General features: G+C 38.3%; 17 protein-coding genes. 8 read left to right on the top strand and 9 right to left on the bottom strand.

The window, feature by feature from the left end; genetic code table 11:
* The first annotated feature begins 45 nt into the window (after positions 1 to 45).
* Positions 46 to 456: an META domain-containing protein gene (locus MUW56_RS01940; protein WP_292011601.1), complete on the top strand. Its 411-nt coding sequence runs from the start codon at positions 46 to 48 to the stop codon at positions 454 to 456.
* Positions 457 to 509: 53 nt separating this feature from the next.
* On the opposite strand, the gene MUW56_RS01935 is transcribed toward MUW56_RS01940, so the two are convergent.
* From MUW56_RS01935 to MUW56_RS01905, 7 genes are all read right to left on the bottom strand, one after another.
* Positions 510 to 749, bottom strand: a complete 240-nt coding sequence (locus tag MUW56_RS01935; protein ID WP_002977986.1) for a hypothetical protein — start codon at positions 747 to 749, stop codon at positions 510 to 512.
* Positions 750 to 794: 45 nt separating this feature from the next.
* A complete protein-coding gene (locus MUW56_RS01930) occupies positions 795 to 1,691 on the bottom strand; it encodes a 3-hydroxybutyryl-CoA dehydrogenase (protein WP_292015361.1) in 897 nt (298 codons plus the stop codon).
* 9 nt (positions 1,692 to 1,700) lie between these two features.
* Positions 1,701 to 2,108, bottom strand: coding sequence for a hypothetical protein (locus tag MUW56_RS01925; protein WP_292011600.1), 408 nt, complete (start codon positions 2,106 to 2,108; stop codon positions 1,701 to 1,703).
* A 56-nt stretch (positions 2,109 to 2,164) separates the two neighbouring features.
* Positions 2,165 to 3,043, bottom strand: coding sequence for a CGA/CIA family class A beta-lactamase (gene bla-A / locus MUW56_RS01920; RefSeq protein WP_292011599.1), 879 nt, complete (start codon positions 3,041 to 3,043; stop codon positions 2,165 to 2,167).
* Positions 3,044 to 3,108: 65 nt separating this feature from the next.
* Positions 3,109 to 4,839, bottom strand: a complete 1,731-nt coding sequence (locus tag MUW56_RS01915) for a cellulase family glycosylhydrolase (RefSeq protein WP_292011598.1) — start codon at positions 4,837 to 4,839, stop codon at positions 3,109 to 3,111.
* A 562-nt stretch (positions 4,840 to 5,401) separates the two neighbouring features.
* On the bottom strand, positions 5,402 to 5,614 hold the full coding sequence (locus MUW56_RS01910) for a hypothetical protein (protein ID WP_292011597.1): 213 nt from the start codon (positions 5,612 to 5,614) through the stop codon (positions 5,402 to 5,404).
* A 1-nt stretch (position 5,615) separates the two neighbouring features.
* Positions 5,616 to 6,578: a Gfo/Idh/MocA family oxidoreductase gene (locus tag MUW56_RS01905; protein WP_292011596.1), complete on the bottom strand. Its 963-nt coding sequence runs from the start codon at positions 6,576 to 6,578 to the stop codon at positions 5,616 to 5,618.
* 125 nt (positions 6,579 to 6,703) lie between these two features.
* Here MUW56_RS01905 and MUW56_RS01900 point away from each other — a divergent pair, with 125 nt between their 5' ends.
* The 4 genes from MUW56_RS01900 (at position 6,704) to MUW56_RS01885 (ending at position 9,219) form a co-directional block, all read left to right on the top strand.
* Positions 6,704 to 7,354 carry a protein-L-isoaspartate(D-aspartate) O-methyltransferase gene (locus MUW56_RS01900; RefSeq protein WP_292011595.1) on the top strand — a complete coding sequence of 217 codons (651 nt, stop codon included), beginning with the start codon at positions 6,704 to 6,706 and terminating at the stop codon, positions 7,352 to 7,354.
* 198 nt (positions 7,355 to 7,552) lie between these two features.
* A complete protein-coding gene (locus MUW56_RS01895; protein ID WP_292011594.1) occupies positions 7,553 to 7,816 on the top strand; it encodes a prevent-host-death protein in 264 nt (87 codons plus the stop codon).
* Between the two features lie 73 nt (positions 7,817 to 7,889).
* On the top strand, positions 7,890 to 8,873 hold the full coding sequence (locus MUW56_RS01890) for a D-glycerate dehydrogenase (protein WP_292011593.1): 984 nt from the start codon (positions 7,890 to 7,892) through the stop codon (positions 8,871 to 8,873).
* Between the two features lie 52 nt (positions 8,874 to 8,925).
* Positions 8,926 to 9,219, top strand: a complete 294-nt coding sequence (locus tag MUW56_RS01885; RefSeq protein ID WP_292011592.1) for a hypothetical protein — start codon at positions 8,926 to 8,928, stop codon at positions 9,217 to 9,219.
* A gap of 93 nt (positions 9,220 to 9,312) precedes the next feature.
* Here the strand turns inward: MUW56_RS01885 and MUW56_RS01880 are convergent, their stop codons facing one another.
* Positions 9,313 to 9,750, bottom strand: a complete 438-nt coding sequence (locus MUW56_RS01880) for an endonuclease domain-containing protein (RefSeq protein ID WP_292011591.1) — start codon at positions 9,748 to 9,750, stop codon at positions 9,313 to 9,315.
* 270 nt (positions 9,751 to 10,020) lie between these two features.
* Here MUW56_RS01880 and MUW56_RS01875 point away from each other — a divergent pair, with 270 nt between their 5' ends.
* The 3 genes from MUW56_RS01875 (at position 10,021) to MUW56_RS01865 (ending at position 14,237) form a co-directional block, all read left to right on the top strand.
* Positions 10,021 to 12,006 carry a urocanate hydratase gene (locus MUW56_RS01875; protein WP_292011590.1) on the top strand — a complete coding sequence of 662 codons (1,986 nt, stop codon included), beginning with the start codon at positions 10,021 to 10,023 and terminating at the stop codon, positions 12,004 to 12,006.
* Positions 12,007 to 12,023: 17 nt separating this feature from the next.
* Positions 12,024 to 12,563, top strand: a complete 540-nt coding sequence (locus MUW56_RS01870) for a hypothetical protein (protein ID WP_292011589.1) — start codon at positions 12,024 to 12,026, stop codon at positions 12,561 to 12,563.
* A 912-nt stretch (positions 12,564 to 13,475) separates the two neighbouring features.
* Positions 13,476 to 14,237, top strand: coding sequence for an MBL fold metallo-hydrolase (locus tag MUW56_RS01865; protein ID WP_292011588.1), 762 nt, complete (start codon positions 13,476 to 13,478; stop codon positions 14,235 to 14,237).
* Positions 14,238 to 14,836: 599 nt separating this feature from the next.
* Here MUW56_RS01865 and tpx read toward each other — a convergent pair.
* Entirely contained in the window at positions 14,837 to 15,409 is a 573-nt protein-coding gene (gene tpx / locus MUW56_RS01860; protein ID WP_292011587.1) for a thiol peroxidase, read from the bottom strand.
* Positions 15,410 to 15,534 lie beyond the last annotated feature (125 nt).

Genomic DNA, 15,534 nt, shown 5'->3' with positions numbered 1-15,534 from the left:
AAATAATATAAAATCCGTAAATTTGATTAATTCAAAAAGAAAAAAATGAAAAATCTTTTTTTAAGTATATGTACAGCAGCAGTATTGGCATCATGTGGAACCATGACCAGCCCATCTGCCTCTAAAGTAGGAAAAGCTCAGCCGGCTCTTGCCAATACCAAATGGACATTAGCTGACAATGTAAAAGGGAAAATTCCAACACTGAATATTGAAGGAGAAAAGATCACCGGAAATGCCGGGTGCAACAACTATTTTGGAACAGCTACAATAGATCCGTCTAGCGGAGGGTTCTCTGCCGGCCAGATGGGATCAACAAAAATGATGTGCAACAACATCGGTGTTGAGCAAAACTTTATGGATATGATGGGAAAAGCAAACAAATATGTGATCTCCGGAAATACCTTGGAATTGTATAAAGACAATCTTTTATTATTGAAATTCAATAAGACTGAATAAAACAAAAGGAACTCAAATTGAGTTCCTTTTTTATGTTTAGATTGTTATTATTATTAATCTTCCTCTTCTTCGTCGTACTTAGCCAACTCTTCGTCACACCATTTGAATGCTGCTTCTACCACTTTCGTAGCTTCGTCTGCCATCGTCTCTTCATCGTCTCCTTCAAGATCATCTAACCACTCAACTTCTTCTTCCTCAACGTTTAAGATAAATCTTGGATATTCAGTATGAACTACGAATAAATCTTCTGGAAATTCCGAATTATCTGCTAATAAAAACTTTGGTAATTTCATTTTTTTAATGTTTTAACTTTCTCAAAGATAAATAAAATTATTGACTTAAAATGAGTTCAAAAACATTTTTGAAACTTTTTCAGCTTTTTTGCTTTCAGAATAATCATAGAAGCCTTCCCCTGATTTTACACCCAGTTTTCCGGCTGTCACCATGTTTACCAATAATGGATTAGGAGCATATTTAGGATTTTTGAAACCGTCATACATCACATTCAGGATTGCAAGACATACATCAAGACCGATAAAATCTGCCAGCTGAAGAGGACCCATCGGATGAGCCATACCCAATTTCATTACCGTATCAATTTCCTCTACACCCGCTACACCATTGTAAAGGGTTTCAATAGATTCGTTGATCATCGGCATCAGAATTCTGTTCGCCACAAAACCAGGATAATCATTTACTTCTACAGGAACTTTACCTAATGTTTTGCTCATTTCGTAGATGGCATCAAAGGTCTCTTTGGAAGTAGAATATCCTTTGATAATTTCTACCAGCTTCATGATAGGAACAGGATTCATAAAATGCATTCCGATTACTTTATCAGCTCTTTTCGTTGCTGCAGCAATTTTGGTAATGGAAATTGATGAAGTATTGGTTGCTAAAATACAGCCTGCAGGAGCCAGTTCGTCCATCTGGCCGAAAATCTTTAACTTAAGATCAAGATTCTCAGTAGCTGCTTCTACAATAAGATCAGCACTTCCTACAGCATCATTAAGTGCCGTAAAAGTAGTAATGTTTCCTAAGGTTTCAGCCTTTTGTTCTTCTGTAAGGTTTCCCTTCGCAATGATTCTGTCAAGGTTCGTAGTAATGGTTTTTAATCCTCTGTCTAAAGCTTCCTGAGAGACATCTACCAGATTCACTTTAAAACCGCTTTGAGCGAAAGTATGTGCAATACCATTCCCCATGGTTCCCGCTCCGATAACTACAATGTTTTTGATCATTTTCCTTTATTTTTTATAGATAGTTAAATTTTTAGTGTCAAGATCTGGTTGGTGTACAACAGTGGCCGAATCAAAATTGACAAGCCCGCTGCTGTTTTGCTCCCTCTTATTATTTTGGTTGGAAACAATTGCTGAAATACCTCGTTTAAGCCGGCTTCGCTGGTTTTGGGTAAGGTGGTCAGTACCCACGTACAGATTAAACTCTCCTTCTCTTCCCAAGCCTCTTTGGACCAATATTTCGAGGTTTCTGATCTGATTTTTTTTCTTAAACTCTTTCAGATAGGTAATGACTGGTTTTTCAGAAGGAGGTCCGCAGCAAATGCTTGCATAGCCGATCTGTAAATAGTTTTGATTCTTCTGCGAAAAGAAGAAAGTGAAGCAAAATAAAGCCGCTGCTAATAGTACTTTTTTCATAATGATGACTTCAGAGAATCAATCGAATTCTCTGCTCTAAAATTAAGCTTAAAATTTTATTTATTAAAATAATCCCAGACCGCCTTTGAAATATCCGAAATCACCTTGCAGTTTACCGCATCCGTTTCCATTGAATTACTGACAAATACAGCTAATGCGTAATGCTTGCCATTCGGTAAGGTGATGATTCCTATTTCATTTTCGGCCCCTGTCAAACCCTCTTTATTTTTTCCGGAAGCTCCCGTTTTTCTTGCCACAGGAGTGTTTTTGGGAAGTTGTTCCACCATTTTGTTTAGTCCTGTTGAGGTAGACCGCATCACTTTCATCAGATAATCTGTAGATTTCTTTGAGACCAATTTTCCGTCATACAGCTTTTTCAGGACATCAACGGCTGATTTTGGGGTGCTGTAATTTTCATATTGAACATTCCAGTCTTTATGCATGGCTTCCTCATTATATTTGATCTGAAAGCCTTTTACGCCTTTTGAATCCATTAATTTTTGAACGGTCTGAGTACCACCCAACAGCTTGAGAAGGATATCACAGCCATTATTATCACTTTTGGCAACGGTATATTCAATGATCTCACTTAATGGAACTTCAACATTTCCTTCGGGATATTTGTCGCGAAGGGGTGACCAGGTGTTTTTCAATAAATTAGATTGATTCAGTAAGACTTTCTGATCTAATGAAAGTGTGCCCTGATCTACAAGATGAAGAACAGCAGCAGCAATATGAAACTTAAAAACACTCTGCATCGGAAATTTCTGATCCCCGAACTGATCATACGTGAATTTATTCTCAAAGCCTGAAACAGAAACTCCTACCGTAGCATTTTTACCCTTGGTAATTGTACTGATCTTTTGGCTCAATCCTGTTTTTTGTGCCGATATAAATGCTGAAATGAGAAGAAAAATGAATGCTGTTTTTTTCATAATGCCGGAATTAAAAAGATCCCTTTTAAAGACTAAAAGGGATCTGCAATTTAAGATAATTATTACTATTTTACTTCAAAATAATTCAGGTTCGCCCCATCATTTTCAAAAACGATCCTGATTTTGTTTTCTCCTTTTTTCAGAGGAATATTTTTTACCGGAATAGTCTTCCAGTTTTCATTTCCGCCGGTAGAAGGTAGTGATACGCCTGCTAAAACTTTTCCGGATTCTGTTTCAATTCTTATTTTAGAATCATTGGCAGCAGCATATCTGATATCAGCGGTATAATTTTTATCTCCTTTGGAATAGATGGTATACTGAAGCCATTCTCCGGATTCTGTTTTTCCTACATAATACTGATTCGTGATCTTATCATTACATTTATAGAGGTCTACGCCGTCATTTCTCATCTGCTGGCCGGAATTCCATTCTGATCTTTTAGCCGGATCACTTACCCATAGATTGATGAAATCCTTATCCAGGTAAGCAGAGCCCATTCTTCCCAGATCATACTCTGTAGCAAATACTCTTCCTGGAACCCAATGGTTTTTAAACGGTTTTGTAGAAGCATCCGTTACCTGTCTGAACATCGCATCAATAACATCATTTTTAATTTCCACACTGCTAAATTTATAATGATCAGCAATCTGCATTAAAGCTTTCTTAGCGTATTCTTTGGTCGGTTTTTCGCCTCCGTTTTTCCAGTAATCCAATAGCTTTTCGTATGCAGGAGTGGTTTTAACATTGGTAATTCCTGCAATATTATCGATCTTTTTCATGGGCCAGAATGCATAACCAATATTGTGTTTATCCAACAATTGAATCAGCTCTGTAAACCAGACATTTGAATTTTCTCCTGTTTCTCCGAGCCAGATCGGCATATTGTGTTTTTCTCGCAGATCCAGAGCTGCTTTTATGGTTTGGTCATCATTATAATTCCAGTATTTATGGAAACTGAAGGCCATATTATGATCCCAGATAGGAATCAGCCCGTTATAGTTATTACCCCAGCCGTTTCCTTCGATAAAGATGATGTGCTTCTGATCTACCTCCCTGATGGCTGCAGTAATATCCTTCTGAAGTTTCCACAGAGGGGCATTTGACATTTCATCTGTTCCGTTTGGATTTTTTCCTGTAAAATTGATATTAGGTTCATTAATTAGATCATAGCCACCTATCCATGGGCTGTCTTTATACCTTTGGGCCAGTTTTTTCCAAAGTGCTATCGTTTTTTTCTGATTGTCTTCGTTCTCCCATAATGACGGTTTGGATTTATCATGATCAGAGATGTTAACATCATTTCCCTGACCGCCCGGAGCTGCATGAAGATCCAATATCAGATATATTTTATTATCGGCACACCATTGAAGAAGATCATCCGTCATTTTAAAACCTTCTTCCAGCCAGGTATTCTGGCCTTTTACCGGTTCTTTTTCGATAGGAAGCGTATAGAGGTTGTAATGCATGGGAAGCCTGATCGAGTTAAATCCTGCTTTTGCTAAAAAATCAATGTCCTGTTTGGTTATTCCGTTAGCAAGATAGGCTTTGTAGAATTCATTCATTCCGTCTTCACCGATAAGTTCAGCAATCTTTTCCTTGATCTTATACTGAGGGCCTGCAAAATCAGCTGTTTTCAGCATATACCCTTCCTGAAGCATCCATCCGCCTAAACCAAGGCCTCTCAGCTGGATGTTTTCCCCTTTATCATTAATGATCTTTTGTCCTGAAGTTGTTAATAATTGTGATGTCCCAAATTGAGACAATAATAAAGCGGATAATAGAACGGCTCTTTTCATAGTTGTTGTAATTATTTAGTAATAGGGATTATTTTGGAGTTTCATCATAATGAATCGTAACGTCATAATAGGAATCTACGCTTACACCGTTTATTTTGCCAGGGATCCATTGAACATGTAAAACAAAATCTTTCAATTGTTTATTGAATTGTTTTTCAAATATATTGTTTTTTTTGTTTTGAAACTGACTTTCTATTGATAAATCTTTAATTTCTCCGTTTTTAGTATAACAAAGCTGGCGGAAGTATAAGAATGATACTCTTCATTCTTTCTGCTATATTCCTTGGGAGCAGGACACTGGCAAAATAGTCCGCATCAATTTTCTCAGACTGATGGTCTATGGTAGAATTGGGATACCGTGAAAGCTGATCGCATTGTTCAAAGGAAAAAACTTCGCTGGGTGAGCCTTTACAAAATCCTGTTTTGCAATGTAACGGAGAGAATCAATGAAATTTTTCCCAAACTTTTTTTAGTAAGCCGGTTCATTTCAATGTCGCCACAATTTTCATGCTGATCATTGGGAAGCCGGAGACAGGAAGTAAGCACTTCTTTGGTATTGATATCATGCTTTCAGAAGTTTTTTAAACTCTTCCTCGCCGAGATAGCCATACCCTAAACCTGAGAAAATGGTCCAGGTATAATTTTTATAGTTAAATTCATTCTGAGCCTGCTTTTTTTCAACATTACAATCTATCTCGTAACCCTTTTTATTCTGATTACAAGATAGCACTGTAAGTATTGCTGCTAAAGAAAAGAGCGCAGACTTTATTTTCATTTTAACTGATCAGTTTCATGATCTCCAAAGCGACCTTTAATGCTTCGGTGCCATCTTCAAGGGAAACCTCCACATTTTTATCATCTGTGATCGCATCGGCGAAAGAATTCAATTCATCTAAAATCGCATTGTTCGGTTCAATGTTCGGATATTCAAAAAGGATCTGGTTCTTCTCACCATCAGCATTTTCGATGATCATATCAAATGGGGTAGGATTTTCAGGAGCATCTTTCATTCTGATCACTTCCGCTTTTTTCTCCAGGAAATCAACAGATATATAAGCGTCCTTCTGGAAGAATCTGCTTTTTCTCATCGCCTTCATAGAAATTCTGGAAGTGGTAAGGTTAGCCACGCATCCGTTTTCAAACTCTATTCTGGCATTGGCAATGTCCGGTGTCTTGCTGACCACACAAACTCCGCTTGCATGAATATTTTTTACCTTGGATCTGGCCATACTCAATAGAATATCCAGATCGTGGATCATAAGGTCCAATACCACGGAAACATCTGTACCGCGAGGATTGAACTCCGCCAGCCTGTGAATTTCAATGAACATCGGGTTATTGATATATTCCTTGGTGGCAATAAAGGCCGGATTATATCTTTCCACATGCCCTACCTGCGCCTTGATCCCATTTTCCTGGCATAGCCGTAAAATTTCCTGGGCCTGCTCAAGAGTTTGGGTCACCGGTTTTTCAATGAAAAAATGCAGTCCTTTTTCGATCGCTTTTAAAGCATAGTCATAATGATAAACCGTTGGCGTTACAATGTCCAGCATATCAATCTGGCCAAGAAGTTCATCAAAATTTTCAAAATATTTATATCCGAATTCGGCCTCTAATTTTTTCCCGTTTTCAACATCTTTATCATGGAAACCTACAAATTCATATCGATCAGATTGATTAAGAAGTCTTAAATGTATTTTTCCCAAGTGTCCGGCACCTACCAAACCTGCTTTTAACATAGCTGTATTAAATTTTTGTAAAGATAAGAAAGAAGTTAGATTGTAGAAGTCAGAAATTGGTTTTTTGTGGATAATTCTTTCCTCTAATCGCTGCAATCTAATTTCTAATTTATTACTTTTGTCAAATGCAGGATTCGTTTGTACATAAAGGAAAAAGAAAGATTTTAGTGGATTATCTCCGACAGAGGATTGGAATTTCGGATGAAAACGTACTTCAGGCAATGAGTGAAGTTCCGAGACACCTTTTCATCGAGAGCATCTTTGAAGATTTTGCCTATGAAGACAGGGCTTTCCCTATTTTGGCGCATCAGACTATTTCCCATCCTTCAACGGTAGCAGAGCAGTCTGAGCTGCTGCAGGTAAAGGCAGGTGAAAAAGTACTGGAGATCGGAACAGGATGTGGATATCAGACAGCTGTTTTACTGGCGATGAAAGCTTTGGTGTATACAGTAGAAAGACAGAAGGATCTTTTCGATTTCTCAAAAAACAAATTAAGGGAACTTCATTTGTTCCCCAAATTCCAAAGTTTTGGAGATGGCTTTGCAGGACTTCCGACTTTTGCCCCTTTTGACAAAATTATTGTAACCTGTGGAGCATCCGCTTTACCGACTGAATTATTAAAGCAGCTGAAAGTAGGTGGAAAAATGGTGATCCCATTAGGACCCACAGATGAACAGGTATTGTACAGATTTACAAAAGTAGGCCCTACAGAATTTGAAAAAGAAGAATTTGGAGCGTACAAATTTGTTCCGATGCTCGGAAGTACCAATCAGTAAATAGTAACGGAATTGGTAGACGCGCAGGTCTCAAACACCAGTGCTTTTATACAATTAATCTGATCAATATAAACGGACTGAGTCCGTTTTTTTTTATAGAGAATCTTATGAATCTTTAGCCAAAATTTAAAATTTTTTAACCTGTTTCGGAATGAAAATTGGATTCGTTTAGAACCTAATCATTAAAATATAATTATTATGGATACGAATAGATTCAAGTCATCACATGATTTCAGTAATGTTCAGAAGAATCTGCATAATAATCCGGGATATAGTGTAGAAAGCTATTCCCAGCAGGTCAAAGATTATATCAACGAGATGAAAGGAAAGAACCAGGAAGCGACCAAACAAGGGTTTATGAGCCACGCCCAGAAGTCTGCAAAAGAAGTTTGGGAAGAGATTCAGGAGATGGCTTCCGAAGCCTGGGAGAACAATAAAAAACATACGGATGAAAAGAAATAGTTTTTAATATTAAAGTTAAATAACCTTGCTTTTTACAGAGTAAGGTTTTTTTATTCAAACCAATAATGATACAATGAAAGTTTTTATAAACAAAAGGATTCCTGAAACCGGGATCAAAATATTGGAAGAAGAAGGACTGGAAATCATATTTCCTCAACATGAAAACCTTTCTCATGAAGAATGGCTGAAGTACTGCCAGAATGCAGATGCTATTTTAAGTATAGGAAATGATTTTAAATATAATAAAGGGTTTTTTGAAGCCTGCCCCAGCATTAAAGCGATTGCCCTGTATTCGGTAGGCTTTGATCATGTAGATATTAAAGAAGCCAGCCAGAGGAATATTCCGATCGGCAATACTCCGGATGTTTTGAGCAAAGCTACTTCTGATGTCGCTTTTCTGTTGATGCAGGCCGTAGCAAGAAGAGCCAGCTATAATTTCCAAAAAGTAAAAGAAGGGAACTGGGGCGCTTTCGATCCTTTACATGCCTTGGGCCAGGAACTTTACGGGAAGACACTGGGGATTTTCGGATTGGGAAGAATCGGTTTTGAAATGGCTGAAAAATCTCAAAAAGCTTTTGATATGAAGATTATCTATCATAACCGTCATCCTAATGGTGAAGCGGAAAAAGAATTGGGAGCCACCTATGTCTCTTTTGAAGAACTGATTAAAAATTCAGATGTATTAAGCGTTCATGCTAATTTTACCCCGGAGCATCAAGAGCTTTTTAATCATGAGGTATTTGAACAGATGAAGACCAATGCTATTTTTATCAACACGGCAAGAGGAGGCTTCCACCATCAGAAGGATCTGTATCATGCACTGGTAAAAAAACAGATTTGGGGCGCAGGCCTTGATGTGACCAATCCTGAACCTATGATGAAGGACGATCCTATCTTAGAACTTTCGAGTGTTTGCGTACTGCCTCATATCGGTTCAGCGACCATTGAAGCCCGAAATGGAATGGCAAAGCTGGCAGCAGAAAATATTACAGCCTTTAGTAAGGGGCAAAGAATGCCGCATTGTGCAAATCCTGAAATATATTCCCCTACTTTATAACAAGTTGGAATTATTTTTGTTCTTAGTATCCTAACATTAAAACCTAAACATCATGGCACCGGAAAATAATAGTAATGAACAGAACAGAAGGTTGGAAAGTATGAATTATGACCCCAACGAAGATATATTTAAAAGAGAAAAGCATATTCCGCTTGATGGAGATGGAAACCCTATTTTAAATGAAGAAACTGAGGATGATAAAATAGATAAAGGGCTGGACATTCCGGGAGCAGAAGAGGACGATGAAATGGAAGATATAGGAGCGGAGGATGAGGAAAACAATTATTGGAGCCTCAGCGATAATGAAGATGATCACGAAGAAGAAAATGAAGATGTTTTAACTTAAACTTTGAATACCTCATATACTAGCCTTGCTGAATTTCAGTGAGGTTTTTTTATGCTGGATAACGACTTCCTTTGGAGGGGAGGATTCAAAAATTTAAAGAATTTTTGAAGACGAGGTATTTCCATAGTGTAGTATAATAAAATCCTCCAACTCCTTCATCACCGCACTCAGATTATTCCTCACATCAAAATCACTAATTCTGAAAACCAGTAGTCCAAGAGACTCAAGATATTTCTCCCTTATCCCATCATATACTTCTTTCTCATCATAACTTGAACCGTCAATCTCAATGATAAGCCCTAAAGTTTTTACATAAAAATCAACAATATAATTTCCAATAATCCTCTGTCTGTCGAAATCAATCTTATGAAAAGTTTTTGCACGAACCTTCTTCCAGAAAATCACTTCACCCAAAATCCGGGCTTTGCGCTTTTCTTTTAATAATACTTTTAAATAAGGACTGTAGGGAAGGTTTTCTACGAAATTCCTGTAGATAGGAATTCCATTGATGGTGGTAAGGATTTCTTTCATGATTGTGTTTTTAACCACCCCGTCTTCCAAAGTTTATCACTTTGGAATCCACCCCTCCAAGGGAGGGGAATTCAGGTGTGTCTATTCAAATATAATGTTTAAAATAAAATTAGCATTGATTTTTGCAAAAAGGCAAATAACCGAAACTGCAAATTTCCCTTTTTACTATTCTGCGCCTTCGCTTTTGCCTTTTCCCCTTGCCTATATTTCCTAATTTGAATATCTTTAAAACTTTAAAAATTGTTTAAACATAGAACTTTAAATAGCAATATGACTTTTCAGGAACAAATACAGCAAGGCATACCAGGCCGCTTACCACAGGCAAAACCATACGAAAGCAATATCAACCACGCTCCGAAACGAAAGGAGATTTTAGGGGAGGAGGAGAAAAAACTGGCATTGAGGAATGCTTTACGTTATTTTGAGCCTCAGTTTCATGCGGAATTACTTCCTGAATTTAAGCAGGAATTGGAAGATTACGGAAGGATTTATATGTATCGTTTCCGTCCGGATTACGAAATGAAGGCGAGACCGATTGCAGAGTATCCCGGAAAATCTGAGCAGGCCAAAGCGATTATGCTGATGATCCAGAATAACCTGGATTATGCCGTGGCGCAGCACCCTCATGAACTGATCACTTACGGTGGAAATGGGGCGGTTTTCTCAAACTGGGCACAGTACCTTCTGACCATGAAGTATTTGTCTGAAATGACAGATGAGCAGACTTTAGTAATGTATTCAGGGCATCCGATGGGATTGTTTCCTTCACATAAAGATGCTCCGAGGGTAGTGGTGACGAATGGAATGATGATTCCCAACTACTCCAAACCGGATGATTGGGAAAAATTCAATGCACTTGGTGTGACCCAGTATGGTCAGATGACGGCAGGCAGTTATATGTATATTGGCCCTCAGGGAATTGTGCATGGAACAACCATTACCGTTTTGAATGCATTCAGAAAAATTGAAAAAGAGCCGAAAGGAGGTCTTTTTGTGACTTCCGGGTTAGGAGGAATGAGCGGTGCTCAGCCAAAAGCTGGAAATATCGCAGGCTGTGTTACCGTATGTGCGGAAGTGAACCCTAAGATCACCAAAATACGTCATGATCAGAAATGGGTGAATGAAATTCATGAAGACCTTGATGCATTGGTAAAGAGAGTGAGGGAAGCTCAGGAAAATAAAGAAACGGTTTCTTTGGCTTACCTTGGAAATATTGTTGAAGTTTGGGAAAAATTTGACCAGGACGATTTAAGAATCGATATCGGTTCAGATCAGACGTCTCTTCATAATCCATGGGCCGGCGGATATTATCCGGTGGGACAAAGTTTTGAGGAATCAAACAGAATGATGGCTGAAGATCCTGAACTGTTCAAAGAGAAAGTACAGGAAACTTTAAAGAGACATGCGGCAGCTATCAATAAGCATACAAAGAAAGGAACGTATTTCTTTGATTACGGAAATGCTTTCTTACTGGAAGCTTCCAGAGCCGGAGCAGATGTAATGGCTGAAAATCCGACATTGGGAAGGGAATTCAAATATCCAAGTTATGTTCAGGATATTATGGGACCAATGTGTTTTGACTACGGTTTCGGGCCGTTCCGTTGGGTATGTACCAGCAGTAACCCGGAGGATCTTCAGAAAACAGATGATATAGCGTGTGCAGTATTGGAAGAAATGATCAAAAATGCTCCGGAAGAGATCCAGCAGCAGATGAAAGACAATATCCAATGGATCAAGGGAGCCCAGGAAAATAAACTGGTGGTAGGTTCCCAGGCGAGAATTTTGTATGCTGATGCGGAAGGAAGGATGAAAATTGCCGAAGCTTTCAATAAAGCAATTAAAAACGGAGAAATCGGACCTGTAGTATTAGGAAGAGACCACCACGATGTTTCAGGAACAGATTCTCCATACAGAGAAACTTCCAATATCTATGACGGATCGAGATTTACAGCGGATATGGCGATTCACAATGTGATTGGTGACAGCTTCCGCGGTGCAACCTGGGTGTCCATCCACAATGGAGGCGGAGTAGGCTGGGGAGAAGTGATCAACGGAGGTTTCGGGATGCTGCTGGATGGAAGCGATGATGCAGACAGAAGGCTGAAATCTATGCTGTTCTGGGACGTAAATAACGGAATCTCAAGAAGAAGCTGGGCCAGAAACGAAGGCGCTATTTTCGCTATTAAAAGAGCTATGGAAGCGGAACCGAAGTTAAAAGTGACCCTTCCGAACCTTGTCGATGAAAATTTACTGTAAATCATAATCATTGAACCTTGGCAACAATCAACAAAAAACTGTTTTCACATCTTAATGTAGAGGATAGTGATCCTGTATGGGAGAAATTTGCCAAGGTTGAATTTTCAAAGAAAAACAGATTTCCGGACCATAAAGCCTATCTCGTTGAAGACGGGCTGGTCCGGAAATTTTATCTCAATACAACTTCGGATATTGATACCGAAATATCTGCAGAATTTTATTTTCCGGGTGATATTTTTACCGTTGAAAAAAACTCTGATGCCTTATATGAAGCCATAAACAGCGGATTGGCATGGGAAATTACCCTGGATGAGGTGAAAGACATATTTGCTGTAAATCCGCACTGCCGTTTTGTACAGAATTACTATCTGAGCAGAAAGCTGAATGCGGCGATGAAGCGGGAAATGCTTTTACTGAAAAACACTCCGCAGGATCTTTATGAATATCTGCTGAAGAACAAACCTCATTATATTCAGAATATTCCTCTGAAATACCTTGCCTCTTATATCGGCATCACACCTATCTCATTAAGCAGGATCAGGAAAAGGGTTTTTTGAGGCTGGAAGAGGGGAGCTGGAAGCTGGAAGTTACTTCCGGACCTAAAGTTTCTGTAGGTTTTCATCATTAATAAATCGTCTAAAATTTAAAGGCTGAGGGACAGTTGTTCTGTCACCTCCGTAATATCGGGATTACGCTTATCTCATTAAGCAGGATCAGGAAAAGGGTTTTTTGAGGTTGGAAGAAGGGAGCAGGAAGCTGGAAGTTACTTCCGGACCTTTAAATTCTGTAGGTTTTCATCATTAATAAGGCTGAGGGAGAATTGTTCTGTAACATAATATCGGGATTACGCTTATCTCATTAAGCAAGATCAGGAAAAGGATTTTTTGAGGCTGGAAGAGGGGAGCAGGAAGCTGGAAGTTACTTCCGGACCTTTAAATTCTGTAGGTTTTTATCATTAATAAACCGTTTAAAATTAATAAGACTGAGGGAGAATTGTTCTGTCACCTCCATAATATCGGGATTACGCCTATCTCATTAAGCAGGATCAGGAAAAGGATTTTTTGAGGCTGGAAGAGGGGAGCAGGAAGCAGGAAGTTAATTTCGGACCTAAAGTTTCTGTAGGTTTTTATCATTAATAAATCGTCTAAAATTTAAAGGCTGAGGGAGAGTTGTTCTGTAACCTCCGTAATATCGGGACTGCGTCTATCTCTTTAAGCAGAAGATCAGGAAAAGGGTTTTTTGAGGCTGGAAGAGGGGAGCAGGAAGCAGGAAGTTACTTCCGGACCCATATTTTCTGTAAGTTTTCATAATGAGTAAATTATTTAAAATCAAAAAGAAGTATAGCTGTTCTATCACCTCCATACCTTCCATCTTCCATCTCCAGGCTCCCATCCTTTCCATCCTTCATTAATTATCTTTTGTTTATTGTCTTGCCTTCCATAAGTCTTTTCCTTTGTTGAAAAAAGAATATGGAAATACAAAAATTAAACTGGGCAGGTATCCGCCTCACTTCCCACCACAAAACCATCTTAATAGATGCGGTAGAAGATTTCTCTTATTATAAACCTGTTTTGGGCGATGCTGTGGAGAATCTTATAGCATTCTCAGATCATGTACAGGCAGATTACATCCTGTTTACCCATCTGCATCTCGATCATTTTGATAAAGGAGTGATCCCGAAATGCTTAAAGAAAGACGGAAAACTGATCGTCTATTCAGGGCTGGAACCTGTTGTAAAAAAGCTTTTAGATGATGTAGAAATGATTGTCCTGGATCTGAACGAAACCTTCACAGAAAATAATATTACCTTCAAACCTGTATTTGCGATGGATGGAGTGGGAGAAATACAATCTTCATGGATCGTAGATGACGGAACCACAAAAATCTTTCATGGCGGAGATACGATCTGGCACAACCAATTCTGGAAGCTCGGAAAAGAAAATCCCAACATCGATTATGCATTTTTACCGGTAAACGGTGTCGTTGTCAATTTTGAGATCATCGGATTGGAATACAGCCCGGTTCCCGCTTCCCTCAATCTGAAAGAAGCTTTTGCAGCAGCCCATCTTTTACATGCCAAAAAGCTGGTGCCGATCCATTACGGATTGTTTGCGCATGAGAAATGCTATATTCCTCAGGTGTTTGATGAAAATGATCTGAAAAACGTTTCAGAGGAAGTAGGGCAGGAGTATATGATTTTGAAAGATGGAGCGGTGCTGCTAGAATCTTAAACAATTTTAGTTCAGAATAAAATAAGAAAGATATTTAAACATCAATAGGAACGATCAATAGGAACGGGCTTTAGCCCGTTTTCTTTTGAGTATAATGTAATTGGCTTTAGCCGAAATTTAAAATTAAGTTTTGGCTAAAGCCTGATGTATTTATCTTTTTAATATCGGGCTAAAGCCCGACGCTATTATGATGTTATTGTATTTTAAAAAAACAAGCACTCATTATTATTCTGTAAAAAACTTCACTGGAAGATTTTAGATTCCACGCTTCACTTTGTTTGGTTCTGAATGACAGACATCGTTTAACTTTAAACGTTCTTTAAAGATCTGCATTAACTGCACAATCAGATGAACTTTCTATGTTCTCTTTGTCATTCCGTAGGAAGCTCAACAGATATTAAGCGTTTGAAAAACCTTTAGGTATTTAACAAAAAAACTCAGCTAAGTGCTGAGTTTTATTTTTTTAACCATTAAGAATATTGAAGTTGTGAAGGTAGATTAAGAGAAACACCAAAGATGTTTTAAGGGGCTAACGCTTCATCTTATTATTCTTAATTATTTAAATCTCCTTAATGGTTTAATGTAAAAAGTAAGAGAGCTTACTGTTTTACAGCCGCAATAGCCGCTTCATAATTAGGTTCCTGTGAAATATCAGCCACCTGCTCTTCGTAAATGATTTTTCCCGAAGGATCGATTACCACAACAGCTCTGCTGAGAAGTCCTTTCATAGGAGAATCTATCATTTCTACACCATAGTTCCATCCGAAATCGGAACGGAAATCCGAAAGCATGACAACATTGTTAATGCCTTCGGCACCACAAAACCTTTTTTGAGCGAAAGGCAGATCTTTGGAGATACAAAGAACCACCGTATTGGGAAGGTTTGCGGCATCTTCATTGAAATGATGTACGGATGCTGAGCACACTCCTGTGTCCACACTTGGAAAGATATTTAAGATGACATACCTTCCTTTGTAAGAATCTAAAGTCTGGTCATTCATATTAACATCCGTAAGCGTAAACTTAGGAGCCGGTTTATTTACCGCCGGTAATTTGGAATACGTACGTACAGGTTGTCCTTTCATCAAAACCGTATTGGCTGCTTTCGTATTTTGGGCAAACCCAAATGCTGATAGAAAGAATAAGGTACTGAAAACTATTTTTGAAAACATTGAAAATTTATTTTGAACAAAATTATTCTTTTTTTCAGTTGGCCGGATTAAATTGTATTCAAAAAGCTTTTAAATAGAGCAAATCTATTAAATCACTATTCTTAAAATCAATTTTTACATCTACC

It is taken from the genome of Chryseobacterium sp. (assembly GCF_022869225.1).
Classification (GTDB): domain Bacteria; phylum Bacteroidota; class Bacteroidia; order Flavobacteriales; family Weeksellaceae; genus Chryseobacterium.
This window is presented reverse-complemented; position numbering and strand designations above follow the sequence as displayed.

Bases quoted from the DNA above. Each gene is read 5' to 3' on its own strand.
- MUW56_RS01940 (WP_292011601.1), top strand. From the start codon at position 46: ATGAAAAATCTTTTTTTAAGTATATGTACAGCAGCAGTATTGGCATCA.
- MUW56_RS01935 (WP_002977986.1), bottom strand. From the start codon at position 749: ATGAAATTACCAAAGTTTTTATTAGCAGATAATTCGGAATTTCCAGAA.
- MUW56_RS01925 (WP_292011600.1), bottom strand. From the start codon at position 2,108: ATGAAAAAAGTACTATTAGCAGCGGCTTTATTTTGCTTCACTTTCTTC.
- bla-A (WP_292011599.1), bottom strand. From the start codon at position 3,043: ATGAAAAAAACAGCATTCATTTTTCTTCTCATTTCAGCATTTATATCG.
- MUW56_RS01915 (WP_292011598.1), bottom strand. From the start codon at position 4,839: ATGAAAAGAGCCGTTCTATTATCCGCTTTATTATTGTCTCAATTTGGG.
- MUW56_RS01910 (WP_292011597.1), bottom strand. From the start codon at position 5,614: ATGAAAATAAAGTCTGCGCTCTTTTCTTTAGCAGCAATACTTACAGTG.
- MUW56_RS01905 (WP_292011596.1), bottom strand. From the start codon at position 6,578: ATGTTAAAAGCAGGTTTGGTAGGTGCCGGACACTTGGGAAAAATACAT.
- MUW56_RS01900 (WP_292011595.1), top strand. From the start codon at position 6,704: ATGCAGGATTCGTTTGTACATAAAGGAAAAAGAAAGATTTTAGTGGAT.
- MUW56_RS01895 (WP_292011594.1), top strand. From the start codon at position 7,553: ATGGATACGAATAGATTCAAGTCATCACATGATTTCAGTAATGTTCAG.
- MUW56_RS01890 (WP_292011593.1), top strand. From the start codon at position 7,890: ATGAAAGTTTTTATAAACAAAAGGATTCCTGAAACCGGGATCAAAATA.
- MUW56_RS01885 (WP_292011592.1), top strand. From the start codon at position 8,926: ATGGCACCGGAAAATAATAGTAATGAACAGAACAGAAGGTTGGAAAGT.
- MUW56_RS01880 (WP_292011591.1), bottom strand. From the start codon at position 9,750: ATGAAAGAAATCCTTACCACCATCAATGGAATTCCTATCTACAGGAAT.
- MUW56_RS01875 (WP_292011590.1), top strand. From the start codon at position 10,021: ATGACTTTTCAGGAACAAATACAGCAAGGCATACCAGGCCGCTTACCA.
- MUW56_RS01865 (WP_292011588.1), top strand. From the start codon at position 13,476: ATGGAAATACAAAAATTAAACTGGGCAGGTATCCGCCTCACTTCCCAC.
- tpx (WP_292011587.1), bottom strand. From the start codon at position 15,409: ATGTTTTCAAAAATAGTTTTCAGTACCTTATTCTTTCTATCAGCATTT.